The sequence below is a fragment of the Serratia sp. MYb239 genome (genome assembly GCF_002966855.1).
GTDB lineage: Bacteria > Pseudomonadota > Gammaproteobacteria > Enterobacterales > Enterobacteriaceae > Serratia_B > Serratia_B rhizosphaerae.
This window is the reverse complement of record NZ_CP023268.1, coordinates 3971559-3986657: the sequence shown is the minus strand read 5'-3', so window position 1 is coordinate 3986657 and position 15099 is coordinate 3971559. Positions and strand designations below refer to the sequence as shown.

Below are 15099 nucleotides of genomic sequence, written 5' to 3'. Positions count from 1 at the left end.
TATGCGTTAACTCCGCTTGCCCGCCGCCAAGAAGCGGTTATAATGCCAAACGCACACCTAAGCGGGTGTAGTTCAATGGTAGAACGGCAGCTTCCCAAGCTGCATACGAGGGTTCGATTCCCTTCACCCGCTCCACGCCTTCTCAATAAATAATTCTACGTATAATCATTAAATTAGCTAAGGCTTCCTTGTTAATTACGATGATATTTAACGTACGACCTCACCGATTTTTTTAACGTTCCGGATCGCCTTTCACTTTTCTCTATTAATAGCAACCTGAACGAATGCGTAGGTGTTACGAGGCAATCCATTTTGGGGCTTACCATGTTTAAGTCTGTGGCACTGTTTATCGCCTGCTTTGTGATGCCGTGTGCTTAAAATAGCCAATGAAAAGGGCGCATAGCACCCTGGATAGACGTTGCCAGAACTCGCTTCCATGGCGTCTCAAATCCCGCTGAACCAGTTGTAGCCCTGGTCTTCCCAATAGCCGCCGGGGTTGGTGTCGTTGACGAAAATGGCGGCGATATGTTTGGCGTTTTTAAATCCCAGCTTGGTGGGCACCCGTAGCCGCAAGGGGTAGCCATATTCCGCCGGCAGCGCCTTACCGGCAAAATCCAGCGCCAGAATGGTTTGCGGATGCAGCGCGGTGGCCATATCAATGCTGGAGTAGTAGCGATCCGCGCATTTAAAACCGACGTAACGCGCGTTGAGATCGGCGCCGACATGCTGCAGAAAGACGCGTAGCGGCACGCCGCCCCACTGGCCAATCGCACTCCAGCCCTCTATACAGATCAACCGGGTGATCTGGCTCTGCTGCGGCAGGCGCTGCAGTTGTTCGAGGGTCCACGGCGCTGTTTTCGCTACTTTGCCGGAGACTTCCAACTGATAACCGCTCAAATCGACTTCCGGCACGTTGTATTCCGGGTAGTAGGCGTTAAACGGAAAAGGATGCGTGATCTGATCCGGACGATAGGTCTGCGCCAGGCGCTGCCCGTTGAACAGCCAGGCCTGGACCCGATCGTTCCAGCGTGACATCGCCCACAGCACTTTATCAACCTGATCGCCGTCTTGCAGATTACAGCCGGTCAGCATTGCCACGCCGCCCAGAGTCAGGCCAGAGCGCAGTAGCAGCCGGCGCTGCAGATTCACCAGCTGTTTTTTCTGATCCGGTTCCAGCGTCGGCGCGCGGGGAGACGGCTTTTTATCCTTCACGTTTACCTCCTGTCAGCATAGCCCACAGCGTGCGCGGTACGACGATCACCATCAGCACGTGAATGATGACAAACAACCCGACTGCCGCCATGGCGAAAAAATGCATATAGCGTGCGGTGTCAAAACCGCCGAACAGCGCCACGAGCCAGGACAGCTGCACCGGCTTCCAGATCGCCAGCCCGGAGAGCACCAGCAGCAGACCGAGCGCCACAACGCCGAGGTACATCAGCTTTTGAATCGCGTTGTATTTGCCGTGGCGGTGTTGCAGCCGCAGCGTCAGCGCCAGCCCGATATCACGCCGCAGCGCGCCAAGGCGCAACGGCAGCAGATCGTGACGCAAATGGCCGCTGCACAGGCTCCATAGCAGATAGCACAGGCCGTTGAATGCCAGCAGCCACATCAGCGCCAGATGCCAGCCAATGGCGCCGCCCAGCCAGCCGCCGAGCGTGACGGCGGGCGGAAAGCGGAAGTCGAACAGCGGCGAGGCGTTGTAGATCTCCCAGCCGCTCATAAACATGCACGTCATGGCGAACAGATTAACCCAGTGGGTGATTCTGACCGGCCAGCGGTGCACCGGTCGCGACATAGGTGCTTTCATCACGCCCTCCCGCATTACATCGGCGGTACGGTACCGTTTTTACCGGCGGAAATTCGGGTAGCGACGCGTTCACCTTTGTCGTCAGCGGCAGAGAACAGCACGATATGGGTGCCGGGCTGCAGCAGGCTGCGATCGCCGGGATCGAGCGTCACAATCGGCGTACCGTCCGGCACGATGACGGTTTTTTGCTGGTTGTTGTAATTGACCGTCAGGGTGCGGCCGTTGGCGTTCACCAATTTACCGACGGTGCCGTTGGTCATGGTATCGACTTTGCCATCGGCGGATTGCCAAGGGGAGTGGCCTTCGCCGGAACCGCGCAGGCTGGCGGCGAAGACGTGAACCTCCAGCGCTTTTAGACTGCCGTCGGCCTGTGGGACTGCTGCGGTGCCAATAAAGCTGTCGGGTTTGATATCTGCGGTCGACCCTTTCGATACGCTCAGCACTTTGGTCTGGTCGTTGAGTTTCACGCTGACCTTTTCCCCTTTACGGTCGGTCAGCTGCAGGCTGGTGGCGGAAACCTGATCGATAGTGCCGCGCAGCGGGGCGATGACTTTGCCTGGCATTTGCGCGGCGGCAATACCGCTGCACATCAGCAGGCCGGACAGCAGTAAACCGGCAATATGACGTTGAGTAAGCATTATGTTCTCCTGTGGTTGATTGCCGATTAAGCATGGTTGAAGGATTGGGACAGCACCATGTCTGTTTGATGACATTAATGTCATCAAGCCGCGTGGCTGAAACTGCTACTCTGTTTGCAGAAAGAGTGAGGTGGTGAGAATGCGCATATTAGTGGTTGAAGACGATACCAGCACCGGCGATTACCTGAAAAAGGGGCTGGGGGAGGCCGGATACGGCGTTGATCTGGCACGCAACGGGACCGATGGCCTGTTCCGGGCATTGGAGCATCGCTATGACGCCATCGTGCTGGACGTGATGCTGCCCGGAATTGATGGCTGGCAGATTATTGAGGTGCTGCGCAAGAAAAGCGACGTGCCGATTCTGTTCCTGACGGCGCGCGATGGCGTGCAGGACCGGATCCACGGCCTTGAGCTGGGCGCCGACGATTACCTGGTCAAACCGTTTTCGTTTACCGAACTGGTGCTGCGGCTGCGCACGCTGCTGCGTCGCGGCACGGTGCGTGAGTCCGATCACTACGCGATCGCCGATCTGCACATTGATGTGCTGCGGCGCAAGGTGATGCGTCAGGAGACGCTGATTCCGCTGACCAATAAAGAGTTTATGCTGCTGCATCTGTTGGTGCGGCGGGAGGGGGAGGTGCTGTCTCGCACCATGATTGCCTCTCAGGTCTGGGATATGAATTTTGACAGCGACACCAACGTGGTGGATGTCGCCATCAAGCGGCTGCGCGCCAAAATCGACCGGCCATTTGCGATCAAATTGATTCATACCGTGCGCGGTATCGGCTACGTCTGCGAGGCGCGTCCATGAGTACGTTGGCCCGGCGCTGGCGGACGATGTCCCTGACGTTACGCAGCGCCATCCTGTTCGCCGTGGTGGCGGCGCTGGTGGTCAGCGCTGCGGGCAGCTACCTGTATGGCGCGATGCGTCAGGAAATGGTCAACCGCAGCGATCTGCAGGTGACCGGACGTATCGACTATTACCGGAAATTACTGGGTCAGCGCTTTTTAGTGGAGCGGCTGGTTGCCAATACCGGGTTGTTCGAAAATATGCTGGGCAACGAACAGGACGTCCTGATCTTCCAGCTGCAGGGGCAAAAACCGTTAATCAACGTTAACCCGGCCAGGCTGACGCTGCCATCGGTGGTGCCAACGCCGGTCGGTCAGCCGCAGCGGCTGAAGGCAGTGCGCGCCGGAGAGACGCCGCAGGGCGTGCCGATCCGGCTGGCATCGGCGCTGGTGAAACTGGAGGACGGCAAAGTCCTGCAAATTTCGGTGGCGCATGTGATGGCCAACGAACAGAAAATGCTGGCGCGTTATTTGTGGCGCGTGCTGGCGGCGGTGGGGATGGCCTTCGCGCTCATTGCGCTGCTGGGATACTGGGTAATGCGCCGTGAGCTGCGGCCACTAAGGCGCATGGCGGCGCAGGCGGCGGCGATCGCACCCAGTACGCTGTCAACCCGGCTGAGCGAGCACGGAGCGCCGCAGGAGCTGCGGCAGCTGATAGTGTCATTCAACGCCATGCTTGACCGGATAAACGACGGCTATCAGCGCTTGACGCAGTTCTCCGCCGATCTGGCGCATGAGATCCGCACGCCGGTAGGCGCTCTGATGGGCCAGTGTCAGGTGGCCCTGTACCAGCCCCGCAGCGTGGAAGAGTATGAAACCCTGCTCTCCACCAATATGGAGGAATTGGAGCGTATCTCACGCATGGTGGAGAATATTCTGTTTCTGGCCCGTGCCGGCAACGCGCAATCCGCGCTGAATTACCGCACGCTGGATATGGCGGCGGAGCTGCAGCGGGTGGCTGATTACTTTGAAGGCTTGGCAGAAGAGCGTGGTATTCAGCTGACTTGCCAAGGGGGCGGGCGGCTGTGGGCCGATGCCATGCTTTTTCAGCGGGCGCTGAGCAATCTGGTCGCCAATGCGGTGCGTTATGCCGATGGGAACAGCCAAATAATACTGCGGGCCGGGACGGAGGGTGACGCGTGCGTGGTACGGGTGATCAATCAGGGGGCGCCAATCGACGCCGCACACCTGGATAAACTGTTCGACCGGTTCTATCGTGCTGACGCCGCACGCAGCAGCCAGGCCAGCGGGCTTGGGCTGTCAATTGTACGCGCCATCATGACGTTGCACGGTGGCGAGGCCTGTGCCCAGTGTTACCCGCAGCCGCCGGCCGCCCAAATCGTGTTCAGCCTGCTATTTCCGGCAAATCCGCAGGAGGCGCATGACGGGAGAGGGTAAAAACCGGCTCCCGTCATGCGCCGTTTCCCTTCGGCTAACGACGTATTAAGCCCTTAATGCTTCGTAAGACACCATAACGTGTTCGCGGAAGGCGGGGCGTTCCGTCAGCCGATCGTAGTAGCTGCGCAGGTTTGGCAGTGGTTGTCGGTCGATGTCTATATCGTAGTAACGATACAGCACGTGCCCGAATTGGATATCTGCGGCGGAAAATGTGTCGCCAGCCAAAAACGTCTGGCCTGCGAGGCGCTGTTCGGCAATCATCAGTTTGTTCTCAAAGGCCTGCAGCGCTTGGTCGATCGCGGCGGGATCGCGTTCAGCTGCGGGCGTACGCACCACGCGCCAAAAGATCGGCGCGGTAAACAGCAGCGCTACGTTCAGTTTTGACCATTCCATCCAGCGGTCTACATTGGTTCTGGCGATTAAGTCGGCGGGCCAGAATTCGTCCGGCGCATAACGGTTTGCCAGATAGCGCAGGATGGCGCCGGTTTCCCACAGCGGCGGGAGGTCGCCATCTCGGAGTACGGGGATGGTACGGTTCGGGTTCAGCGCATAAAATTCGTCGCTGTCCGTGCCGCCGAATCGGTGCCCGACGTCATGTCTTTGATACGGTAAACCCAGCTCGCCAATGCACCACATAAGCGCCTGTACATTGGATGAGCTCTTTCTTCCCCAAACTTCCAGCATGAATCTGTCCTTCTTGCCAATTGATGTACGCTAACGGGAGCGCTCCATTAGAAAAGTCGAAAATAGAATGATGGCGGGAAAGCCTGCTTTTTGACTGCCCGTTTTCAGGTGTTAACATAGACGGTTATTATGCACCTTGCGCATACCATTATTGACATACGGCTGATTGAGGATAGGTTTTGAGCAGAGGGAATATATCTGCGGCGTGGCGCCGTCTGGCGGTGTGTCTGACGCTTGGCCTGCTGTTGGCGGGCTGCTCAGGCAAAAATAACTACAACCGTGATTATGATAAATTGCCTAAAGGCAGCTACAGCGGCAGTACCTATACCGTCCAGCGTGGCGATACGCTGTATTACATCGCCTGGATTACCGGCAATGACGTCAGCACGCTGGCGCGCACCAACAATATCCGTCCGCCTTATAGTCTGGCCGTCGGGCAAAAATTAAAAGTCAGCCCCGGCACGACGGCGAAAAGCACAAGCCGCAAATCCGGCGGTCGCTCTTCCGGCAGCGTGCTGACGAAGAGTACGCCTCCGCCGGGCGTCTCACGCTGCTGGCGTTGGCCGACCGATGGCAAGATCGTTGCCCGCTTCTCAACCTCTGACGGTGGTAATAAGGGTATCGATATTGCGGGCCGCCGCGGGCAGCCGGTTTACGCCAGCTCCAAGGGCAAAGTGGTGTATGTCGGCAACCAACTGCGTGGTTACGGCAACCTGATCATGATTAAGCATGGTGAAGATTTTATTTCGGCTTATGCGCATAACGACACTACGCTGGTGCGTAACGGGCAGGATGTGAAAGCCGGGCAGAAAATTGCCACCATGGGCAGCAGCGGCGCCAATTCTGTCCGCCTGCATTTCCAGATTCGCTATCGCGCGACGGCGCTGGATCCGCTACGTTATTTACCGCCTCAGGGGCGTGCTCCTTCCTGTTAAACGAAAGGGCCGGCAATTACGCCGGCCCTTTTTACTTACAGCGTTTTGACCAGCGAATCCCGGGTGATCTCGCCGATGGTTTTGGCGCCGGTCAGCGTCATCGCGACCCGCATTTCTTTATCAATCAGATCCAGCAGGTTCGCCACTCCGGCTTCGCCGGCCGCCGCCAGCGCGTACACGAAGGCGCGCCCCAGCAGGACGCTGTCGGCGCCCAGCGCAATCATCCGCACCACATCCAGCCCGTTGCGGATGCCGGAGTCGGTCAGAATGGTGATATCGCCTTTGACCGCATCGGCAATCGCCGGCAGAGCGCGGGCAGTGGAAAGAACGCCATCCAGCTGGCGGCCGCCGTGGTTGGAGACCACAATACCGTCAGCGCCGAAGCGTACGGCGTCTTTGGCGTCTTCAGGATCAAGAATGCCTTTAATGATCATCGGCCCCTGCCAGAACTCGCGGATCCACTCCAGATCTTTCCAGGAAATCGACGGATCGAAGTTGGCGCCGAGCCAGCTGATATAGTCCTCCAGGCTGGTTGGCGTACCGCGATAGGCGGAGACGTTGCCAAGGTCGTGCGGTTTACCGTTGATACCGACATCCCACGCCCACTGTGGGTGGGTCATCGCCTGTAAGATTCGGCGCATGGCGGCGTTCGGGCCGCTCATGCCGGAGTGCGCATCGCGGTAGCGCGCGCCGGGAACCGGCATATCGACGGTGAACACCAGGGTTTTAACTCCGGCCGCCTGCGCCCGCTCCAGCGCGTTGCGCATAAATCCGCGATCTTTCAGCACATACAGCTGAAACCACATCGGCCGGTTGATGGCCGGCGCCACCTCTTCGATCGGGCAGACCGAGACGGTCGACAGCGTGAAGGGAATGCCCTTGTTGGCGGCCGCGCGCGCCGCCTGCACTTCACCGCGCCGTGCGTACATGCCGGTCAGGCCGACGGGCGCCAGCGCCACCGGCATCGCCAGTTTCTCCCCGAACAGGGTGGTTTCCAGGCTTAGCTCGGACATGTTGCGCAGCACGCGCTGGCGCAGGGCGATACCGGCCAGATCCGCTGTGTTGCGCTGTAGCGTGTGTTCAGCATAGGCTCCGCCATCAATGTAGTGGAACAGAAAAGGCGGAAGTTTTGCCTGTGCTGCGGCCCGGTAGTCGGTTGAAGCGGAGATGATCATAATGCGTCCCTTACTTTATCGTTAACTTAAACTTACTGTGATTCGCTCAGAATGCCAGTATCAGCGCCATGCCGGCGGCGATTGCGCCATAAACCAGCATGGGCAATATGGTTTTTCTGATGATCTTGCCCTCGGCCTGAGTAATGCCGAGGATTGAGCAGACGGCGATGATATTGTTCAGGCAAATCATATTGCCCATCGCGCCGCCTACGGACTGCAATGCCAGCGTCAGGTTGACGTTTAAACCGCTGCTGACGGCGATGGAGTGCTGAATACCGCCAAATGTCAGGTTGGAGACGGTATTCGAACCGGAGAAGAACGAGCCGAGTGCGCCGAGAAGGGCGGAAAACAGCAGCCAGCTGGCACCGGTGGTATCGGCCAGCGCTCTGCCGATAATCATCACCGGCGCGTTATCCCCGCCCAGCATCAACAGATTGACCATAATCAGCGCACCGAGCAGGGCGATAAACGGCTTGCCGATACTGCGGGTGGTATCACCGAAGATCCGATGTACCTGTTGCCCACTTAATCTGAACAGCGGAATGGCGAGTAACACCACCAGCAGGAAAGGAATCAGGGCCGGCACGTACAGCGTTTTATAACTGGCCTGGGCGCTGGTGCCCAATACCTGCTGCAGTTCAATAATCAGCGCCTTGCTGATGCTGAGTTCACCGAACCATCCCAGGCTGCCCTGCCACAGCAGGGCGCTGCTGTTAAGCAGGGATTTCAGCCCCAGCTGGTGGATGCGCGTGACGATTAGAATCACGATCAGCAGCAACGTAGGAGTCATGGCTTTCAGCACTTGGCCAAAAGATACCGGCTGAACGCTGGACGGGGTTCTGTCGCGCGTCAAGCCGATATTGGCGCGGGCCAGCAACACCGATAATGCCAGGCCGATGGCGCCGCCCAGCAGTGCCGGAAATTCGTAGTTAACCTGCGCCAGCAACAGGTAAGGCAGCGTGCAGCTCAGCGCACTCAGCAGGATAAACGGCAGGTTTTGACGGATCTGCCGCCAGGAAACGATAAAGCGCAGTGCCAGAAGCGGAATAACCAGGCCGGCGACGGTGTGGATTAACGCGGTTTGGCGGCCGATCTCCAGCAGGTCGGCGTCGCTCAGCCCCAGGTTGGCAAAGCCGAACCAGGTCGGGGTGCCCACGGCGCCGAAAGAGACCGGCACCGAGTTCATCACCAGCGTCAGGATAGCAACGCGCAGCGGATTAAACCCCAGCCCAACCAGAATCGGCGCGGCGATAGCGGCCGGCGTGCCGAAGCCGCTGGCGCCCTCAATCATAAAAGCAAACGCCCAGCCGATGATCATTAGCTGGGCGACAGGGTTGGGGCTGATATTTTCCAGCCAGTTGCGCACCACGTTTTCCGCCCCGCTGATTTGCATCAGTTTATTGAGCAAAATGGCGCCGGCGATAATGGTAATCGGGGTGAAAACCGCAACCAGCGCGGTAATCACATTGGCATGTAATAGGAGCAAGTCGCCGTTGAACCACAGCAGCTGTAAAGCATAGACCACAAGGGCGGTTAACGGCAGAGCGATATAAGCGGGGACGCCTTGGTGTTTCGTCATCATCCATATCAATAAGATGATCGGAGCGATACTGAAAAACAGGGACATAGGATCCTCAGCGATTATTATTTTTATGCGGTAGGGCGATCGGAAATCGTCAATGTTTGCGACGGTATTATTCTAATCACAACATTATTCGATGTTCTACGTTGCATTTTTGCAACAATTGTAGAACGGACAGAACAGAGCATTCGGCTGGAATGAGAAGAGAAAGTGTGCGTGTTTTATTATGATTTAAATCATTAGGTTAACGTGGGGTATTGTGTGATAAAGGCGCGTGGTCACATTTATTAGGCGTTAATCAGCCATAGATTATCGCCTAAAATCACCTAATCGAACGCTCACCGCTGCCAGAATGGCGGCTGATAACGTGACGTCCTTCAAAAATAATGGCTGATTCTTTTATAACTACCAATGATATGTTCGATCAGCAGGCGGGTTTTTAACGGTAAATTACGGGTGTAGGGGTAAACGGCATAGACGCCGAGCACTTTTCCACAGTGGCCATTTAGTATTTCCATCAGTTTTTCATCCTGCAAATCCTCATACACCATGCAGCGGGGAACCATCGCGATGCCATGCCCGGCGATCACCGCTTTGCGAATGGCGCGGGCATTATTGGCGGAAAGATTGCCGTTGACCTGCAGTTCCTGAATATCGTCGTGGCCGGGCTGTTTGACCAGCCAGTTGGCGGTGCCGCTTTCTTGATAGGTATAGGTCAGACAGTTATGCGCCAACAGATCGGCGGTGGTTTGCGGCTGCGGGTGTTGTTCAAGGTAGGCCGGGGAACAGACGATCACCCAGCGCGAGTCCAGAATGTGCCTGGCGATCAGGCTGGAGTCGGGCATGGTGCCGGTGCGTATCGCTAAATCGATGCCTTCGTTGACCAGATCGACAAAGCGATTTTCCAATCGCATTTCGACCTTGAGCTCAGGATGCTGCGCGCAAAATTCGGCGACGCTTTCGCTGAGCAGCAGTTCGCCGGAAATGGTGGGCACCGACATTCGTATGGTGCCGGTCAGCGCTTCGCTTTTTTCACTGACCGCATACAGCGCCTCCTGCATTTGCGCGCTCAGGGTTTTGGCGTGATGGTATAGCATCGCGCCGCTTTCGGTTGGCGTCAGGCTACGGGTGGTGCGATACAGCAGGCGGGCGCCGAGAGATTTCTCCAACTTGCCGATACGTTTACTGATGACTGAGCTGGTGATACCGGCGCTTTCCGCCGCTTTGCTGAATGAGCCGCAATCGACGATAAGCGCGAAGAGTATCAGGTCGTTGGCGTATTCATGGGTTGGCAACATAGCGACCGACTGTCCTGTATAAATGCTGTTGCGAATAGTGTACGGGCTGACGGCGGGGAAACAAACCGTTATGGAGTAAGTTTTAGGCGGATTGAGTTGAGATACTGGTCGGAGCAGATCGCATCCCAAGATTCATCAGGATTATATAAGAGTTATCCTGCAATGATATTTATGTGATATATAATCATAAATATATGCATAGTTTATTTCCCCCCCACTAAACTGACAGAAACCGAGAAATATCCTGTTATTGCCTCATGTTAAATTGAGTCATGATGTAATGATTAGATGAAAATCTTATTGATCTACCTATTCTCGATGGTTATTCTTCTCTCAGATTTTATATGTGAAGAACTCCATGAATAGGAAACTACATTTTAATAAATGTGGCTTATTTCCACGCTTATTGAAAATAATCATCCCCCTCAGGATGAAGCAATGGTAAATTTGTAGCAGTTAAACATAAGGATATAGCAATGAAAAAAGTAACCCTGTCGGCAGCGGAAGCGGTGATTGGCGGTAAGTGCAAAAAAAATTGCACGGACAGTTTTGAATGGATTGGCACCGATCCAAGCAAGGTGTGCACCCTGGTGCGTTCCTGTACTGATAAATACGGTAAGATACACCAGACATCTATCCCGGCAGTCGACGAAAACCAGTGCCGTGGGGATGGCTAATTGATATTGTCTGATATCAATTCATATCAGTGAATTAAAGTTTATACGGATGCGGCGTGTTTTAGCTGCATCCGGTTTTTGTGTTGCAGAATTTCAAAACATATGCGCAGTATGTTTTATTCTAAAAATAACAGGATAGCCTGTCATTTTTAGTGTGATGGATCTGCGTTAATTTTCAGGATGAATGATTATGTTGAAAAAACCACTTTATTTTATCGTATATACATTATTTATTATTATTATCTCCTCACTGATCACGACAGCTTACATTCATTATTTTGTGATGGGTGCGCATAGTGACGATGACGCACCGGCGCTGACGTTTATCAGCGATGAGCAGATTAAAAACAGTCCGTTAACCGATGACAATGCGATTGTCGAGATCTTCTCTTATGGCTGCCACTACTGCGCGGTCAATGAAAACAATGTGAAAGACCTTGAGGCTCAGCTGCCGGCAGGCAGCAAACTTGTCCGCCTGCATATCGGCAACCCGCAAAACAGCGGTCTGTCCGCCTATGCGCCGCTGTTCGCCACGCTGTCGGTGATGGGACTGGAAGATAAATACCGTGAAAGCGCCTACCAGGCGATTATCAAAGAACGCCAGGATCTCAGCGACCCGGCGCAGTTGGGGCAGTGGCTGCTGGATAACGGTATCGATCGAACTGACTATCGCAGCGCCAGCCAGTCGCAGGAGGTCAAGGACCTGTTGGCTTATATGACGGCGGTGAGCAGTTACTACAAAGTGAACGCGACGCCGAGTTTTATCGTCAATAAAAAATGGTTGGCTCAGCAGGATAGCGATTTTCCTACCTTTAGCAAAAAGTTGCTGTCGCTGCTGAAAAACGATAGCCCGCAGGAACCGTAATGCGTTTCTTTGCGGTATGGGTCTACCTGAGCGCCTGTAACCTGTGGGACCGTGCGATCGGCCAGTGGCATCGGGTGCTTTGGCTGCGCGCCCGGCTGCTGTGTCTGATACTGCGGCATACCGATTACCGTCTGGCATTGGCGGTGAGCGAGGCCAGCCGCTGGCTGCCGTTCGTCAATCGCGGACTGCGGGGGCGTGCCGCTGTGGCGCGCGCCAATCAGCTTTCCCTGCTAGGCGACGGGCCGCAGGTAGACTTTATTCGTCAGATGCGTCGCCGGCAGGTGTTGGAGTTGGCGGCGACCTACGGACGTAATCGTCAACTGCTGGCGCAGATGGCGTCCTGCAGCGCCCAGCTGAATCAGGTTGTCTCGCCGCTGCATGCTGCCGGTTCCCCAGTGATACTGGCGCCGCTGCACATGGTTTCCGACATTCTGGCGGGGATGGTGGGCGGCGAGGTGTTTCCCGGCAAAGCGACGGTGATCGTCTCGTCCGGCGCTGAGGTATATCAGGAACAGGCGCGCAGGCAGGGCGGCGTTAATCTGGACTATTGCTCGATCCATGATGATAACCGCGCCATTGCCGGCAATCTGACGTCCGCGCTGCTGGAGGCGGCCGACCATCAGCGCAATATCATTATTTTTCCGGATATTACGCCGGATTATACGGTAACCACCAACCGTGCCCGTACGGCGAAACTCCCTTGCCGATTGTTTGACCGTCCTGCCAATGTGCACAGCGGCGTGGTGCGTTTGGCGCGCGCGCTGTCCGCCAGCGTGGTGTTTTATTACCTCTACTATGACCGCGGCATCAGGATTCATATTTTCCCGCCGGTAGAGGCCGGTGCACTGCAGCAGGCGTTGCCGACGGTTATTGAGACCGCATTGCGACAGCGCCCTGAAGCCTGGATGCTCTGGCATGCGCATTCGTTGTTTTTTATCAATGAATAACCTGGAACTGTAAAAAAAGATCATGGAAAAGATAATCCCGACGCAGGTGTTTCAAAGCGAAACCAACGAATGCGGCCTGGCCTGTATTGCGATGCTGGCGGAAACACAGGGAATTGATGCGCCACTGGAAGCGTTGCGCACGCGTTTTCCTGCCTCCCAGCACGGCATGTCGCTGGCGACCTTAACCACCATCCTCGGCGAATTGGCTATTCCAGCCTATCCGGTATCCTTTGAGCACCAGGAACTGGCGGAGCTGCCGCTGCCGGCGATCTTACACTACGGCGCCAGCCATTACGTTCTGTTGGCCTATCGTAAAGGCAACCACGTCTGTGTGATGAATCCGGCGATCGGTCAGCAGTTACTGCCGCTGGAGGCGCTCAAACAGGAAATCAGCGGCTATGCGCTGGTGCTGGATCATGAAACGCCGCCGGATGCCGCGGCGCTGGCCGGTGTGAAGCGCAGCCAGCGTTTCAGCGCGCTGGAGTGTATGAGCATGCAGGAAACCTCGCGTCTGCCGGGCATCTATCGCCTGATGACGCTGGCGTTTCTGATATCTCTTACGCTGTTTATTATGCCAGTGATGGTCAGCAGCGCGATTAATGACGTTTTTTCAAGCGCCGGCGAGACCGATTTCCCCTATTTTTATTACCTGTTGGCGTTTGTTATCTCCACCTCGCTGGCCTTTGGCGTAAGGCTGATTACCGAACGCTTTATCAAACGGTTCGTGGTGCTCAACAGCGTGGCCGGTTTTTCCCGGCTGTTAGCCAACTCGTTAAACTTTTTTGATAAACGCGCGCCCGGCGAAATATTCAGCCGTTTTGCTAACTGGCAGTCGGCCGCCGGGCAAAAGATAGAGCTGGATAACGGCCTGCGTACCGACTGGATCGTCGGGGCGATCGCGCTGGGAGTGATGTGCTATATGAGCCCGCTTCTGGCGTTGGTATCCGTCGTCGGCGTGACGATGATGGGGCTGGTCAGCGTATGGGCCATTTACCGCGACCGTTACTATACCCAGCAGCTGCAGGAAAAAAGCGCCGAACAGAGCGACTTTATTCTGGAGACCATTCAGGGATTCTCCACCATCAAATCCGCCGGGCTGGCCAGCCTGCGCAAAGGGGCGTTTGCCCAGTATGCGCTGTCGCTGTTCACCTGCCGGCAAAAGCAGAAAGTTTATGAGCAGATCAAGGGCAGTATCTATCAGCTGATCGGCAGCCTGGAGATGGTGTTCTTTATGTTGCTGGCTCTGCCTTTGCTAAAGAGCGGCGCGTTAAGCCTGGGGGAGTTTTTTGCCTACAGCTTCGTGCGTGAGATTTTTACCTCGTATATCACCAAAATCTTCTTTGCCATTTTGCAAAAAAACCAGCTGCACGTGATAGATAAGCGTGCGCGCGACCTATTCCCTGTGGGGGAGACGACGTCGGCTGGGGCATCGTCGGTTCCAGCGGCCGTGCCGCCGTTTATCCGCAGCCTGGGGTACCACGATATCGTGTTCGCCTATGATGCCCAGCAGCCGGTGCTGCAGGGCCTGTCGTTTTCGCTGCGGCGGGGGGAAAGCATTGCCATTGTCGGGGAGTCCGGTGCGGGTAAAAGTACGCTGTTGAAAGTGATGTGCGGCCTGATTCCTCCCCAGCAGGGCGATATCGTCGTGGATGACGGCCCGATTGACTATCACCAGGCACACGCGCTGTTTTTCCTGCAGAGCCAGGAGGATATTTTGTTTAACGCCTCTGTTCTACAAAATATCACGCTGTTTGATGAAGATTTTGATGAAGGCCGGAGAGCCGAGATTGAGCGCTCTCTGCGCGGGCTTAACCTGGAACCGGCGATCGCCAGGCTGCCGGGCGGCATGAACGCGCTGATTCGTGAAAGTCACGCCGGCCTGTCGCTGGGGCAGCGCCAGCGGCTGCTGCTGGCGCGCGCCATGTACAGCGGCCGTCCGGTTCTGGTACTGGATGAGCCTACCGCCAATCTGGATGAAGAGACGGCTCAGCAGGTGATGGACACCCTGCTGGCGCACTGTCGCGAGCAGGGAAAAACGCTGATTACGGTGACGCACAGCGAAAGCGTGCTGCCGAAGTTTGACCGGATTTACCGTATGGCGGAAGGCCGGATAGAGACGATGACGTCATCAGCAGTGCGGCCGGCACCCTCGCCGATACCGTGCGGAGAGGTCTGCTGATGCCGTTACGAAAAAATCGCAAAGCTGCTCTTGCGCTGCTGCTGTTACTGGCGATGGCCATT

At 56.0% G+C, this 15099-nt stretch carries 14 protein-coding genes and 1 tRNA gene; 8 read left to right on the top strand and 7 right to left on the bottom strand.

Annotation, left to right across the window (positions count from 1 at the left end):
• Positions 1 to 61: 61 nt before the first annotated feature.
• Positions 62 to 135: transfer RNA gene (locus CLM71_RS19085), tRNA-Gly, on the top strand.
• A gap of 309 nt (positions 136 to 444) precedes the next feature.
• Here the strand turns inward: CLM71_RS19085 and CLM71_RS19080 are convergent.
• Genes CLM71_RS19080 through CLM71_RS19070 form a run of 3 tightly spaced genes read right to left on the bottom strand, consistent with a single transcriptional unit; the run spans position 445 to position 2448 of the window.
• Complete coding sequence (locus CLM71_RS19080) at positions 445 to 1212, bottom strand: molybdopterin-dependent oxidoreductase (RefSeq protein WP_105232388.1); 768 nt, start codon at positions 1210 to 1212, stop codon at positions 445 to 447.
• On the bottom strand, positions 1202 to 1810 hold the full coding sequence (locus tag CLM71_RS19075; RefSeq protein WP_105233507.1) for a cytochrome b/b6 domain-containing protein: 609 nt from the start codon (positions 1808 to 1810) through the stop codon (positions 1202 to 1204). The genes CLM71_RS19080 and CLM71_RS19075 overlap by 11 nt, the downstream gene beginning before the upstream one ends.
• Before the next feature lie 14 nt (positions 1811 to 1824).
• Complete coding sequence (locus tag CLM71_RS19070) at positions 1825 to 2448, bottom strand: DUF5666 domain-containing protein (RefSeq protein ID WP_105232387.1); 624 nt, start codon at positions 2446 to 2448, stop codon at positions 1825 to 1827.
• Between the two features lie 139 nt (positions 2449 to 2587).
• On the opposite strand from CLM71_RS19070, the gene CLM71_RS19065 reads away from it, so the two are divergent.
• Both CLM71_RS19065 and CLM71_RS19060 read left to right on the top strand, forming a co-directional pair.
• Complete coding sequence (locus tag CLM71_RS19065; RefSeq protein ID WP_105232386.1) at positions 2588 to 3259, top strand: heavy metal response regulator transcription factor; 672 nt, start codon at positions 2588 to 2590, stop codon at positions 3257 to 3259.
• The gene (locus CLM71_RS19060) at positions 3256 to 4695 is read left to right on the top strand and encodes a heavy metal sensor histidine kinase (RefSeq protein WP_105232385.1); all 1440 of its coding nucleotides are present in this window, start codon (positions 3256 to 3258) and stop codon (positions 4693 to 4695) included. The genes CLM71_RS19065 and CLM71_RS19060 overlap by 4 nt, the downstream gene beginning before the upstream one ends.
• A gap of 45 nt (positions 4696 to 4740) precedes the next feature.
• On the opposite strand, the gene CLM71_RS19055 is transcribed toward CLM71_RS19060, so the two are convergent.
• On the bottom strand, positions 4741 to 5379 hold the full coding sequence (locus CLM71_RS19055) for a glutathione S-transferase family protein (protein WP_105232384.1): 639 nt from the start codon (positions 5377 to 5379) through the stop codon (positions 4741 to 4743).
• Between the two features lie 179 nt (positions 5380 to 5558).
• Between CLM71_RS19055 and actS the strand changes: the two genes are divergently transcribed.
• Positions 5559 to 6314, top strand: a complete 756-nt coding sequence (gene actS, locus CLM71_RS19050; protein WP_105232383.1) for an amidase activator ActS — start codon at positions 5559 to 5561, stop codon at positions 6312 to 6314.
• A 35-nt stretch (positions 6315 to 6349) separates the two neighbouring features.
• On the opposite strand, the gene lldD is transcribed toward actS, so the two are convergent.
• The 3 genes from lldD to CLM71_RS19035 form a co-directional block, all read right to left on the bottom strand.
• On the bottom strand, positions 6350 to 7489 hold the full coding sequence (lldD, locus tag CLM71_RS19045) for an FMN-dependent L-lactate dehydrogenase LldD (protein ID WP_105232382.1): 1140 nt from the start codon (positions 7487 to 7489) through the stop codon (positions 6350 to 6352).
• A 46-nt stretch (positions 7490 to 7535) separates the two neighbouring features.
• Entirely contained in the window at positions 7536 to 9116 is a 1581-nt protein-coding gene (locus tag CLM71_RS19040; RefSeq protein ID WP_105232381.1) for an L-lactate permease, read from the bottom strand.
• 332 nt (positions 9117 to 9448) lie between these two features.
• Positions 9449 to 10369, bottom strand: a complete 921-nt coding sequence (locus tag CLM71_RS19035) for a LysR family transcriptional regulator (protein WP_105232380.1) — start codon at positions 10367 to 10369, stop codon at positions 9449 to 9451.
• A 476-nt stretch (positions 10370 to 10845) separates the two neighbouring features.
• Between CLM71_RS19035 and CLM71_RS19030 the strand changes: the two genes are divergently transcribed.
• The 4 genes from CLM71_RS19030 (at position 10846) to CLM71_RS19015 (ending at position 15037) form a co-directional block, all read left to right on the top strand.
• Positions 10846 to 11046, top strand: coding sequence for a DUF4762 family protein (locus CLM71_RS19030; RefSeq protein ID WP_105232379.1), 201 nt, complete (start codon positions 10846 to 10848; stop codon positions 11044 to 11046).
• 190 nt (positions 11047 to 11236) lie between these two features.
• Entirely contained in the window at positions 11237 to 11911 is a 675-nt protein-coding gene (locus tag CLM71_RS19025) for a thiol:disulfide interchange protein DsbA/DsbL (protein WP_105233505.1), read from the top strand.
• The gene (locus CLM71_RS19020) at positions 11911 to 12858 is read left to right on the top strand and encodes an ABC transporter (RefSeq protein ID WP_105232378.1); all 948 of its coding nucleotides are present in this window, start codon (positions 11911 to 11913) and stop codon (positions 12856 to 12858) included. The genes CLM71_RS19025 and CLM71_RS19020 overlap by 1 nt, the downstream gene beginning before the upstream one ends.
• A 22-nt stretch (positions 12859 to 12880) precedes the next feature.
• Positions 12881 to 15037 carry a peptidase domain-containing ABC transporter gene (locus tag CLM71_RS19015; protein WP_105232377.1) on the top strand — a complete coding sequence of 719 codons (2157 nt, stop codon included), beginning with the start codon at positions 12881 to 12883 and terminating at the stop codon, positions 15035 to 15037.
• Positions 15038 to 15099 lie beyond the last annotated feature (62 nt).

Excerpts from the sequence above, each read along its gene's own strand:
- CLM71_RS19065 (WP_105232386.1), top strand. The coding sequence starts at position 2,588 with ATGCGCATATTAGTGGTTGAAGACGATACCAGCACCGGCGATTACCTG.
- CLM71_RS19070 (WP_105232387.1), bottom strand. The coding sequence starts at position 2,448 with ATGCTTACTCAACGTCATATTGCCGGTTTACTGCTGTCCGGCCTGCTG.
- CLM71_RS19030 (WP_105232379.1), top strand. The coding sequence starts at position 10,846 with ATGAAAAAAGTAACCCTGTCGGCAGCGGAAGCGGTGATTGGCGGTAAG.
- CLM71_RS19075 (WP_105233507.1), bottom strand. The coding sequence starts at position 1,810 with ATGAAAGCACCTATGTCGCGACCGGTGCACCGCTGGCCGGTCAGAATC.
- CLM71_RS19025 (WP_105233505.1), top strand. The coding sequence starts at position 11,237 with ATGTTGAAAAAACCACTTTATTTTATCGTATATACATTATTTATTATT.
- CLM71_RS19020 (WP_105232378.1), top strand. The coding sequence starts at position 11,911 with ATGCGTTTCTTTGCGGTATGGGTCTACCTGAGCGCCTGTAACCTGTGG.
- lldD (WP_105232382.1), bottom strand. The coding sequence starts at position 7,489 with ATGATCATCTCCGCTTCAACCGACTACCGGGCCGCAGCACAGGCAAAA.
- CLM71_RS19040 (WP_105232381.1), bottom strand. The coding sequence starts at position 9,116 with ATGTCCCTGTTTTTCAGTATCGCTCCGATCATCTTATTGATATGGATG.
- CLM71_RS19035 (WP_105232380.1), bottom strand. The coding sequence starts at position 10,369 with ATGTTGCCAACCCATGAATACGCCAACGACCTGATACTCTTCGCGCTT.
- CLM71_RS19055 (WP_105232384.1), bottom strand. The coding sequence starts at position 5,379 with ATGCTGGAAGTTTGGGGAAGAAAGAGCTCATCCAATGTACAGGCGCTT.
- CLM71_RS19060 (WP_105232385.1), top strand. The coding sequence starts at position 3,256 with ATGAGTACGTTGGCCCGGCGCTGGCGGACGATGTCCCTGACGTTACGC.
- CLM71_RS19015 (WP_105232377.1), top strand. The coding sequence starts at position 12,881 with ATGGAAAAGATAATCCCGACGCAGGTGTTTCAAAGCGAAACCAACGAA.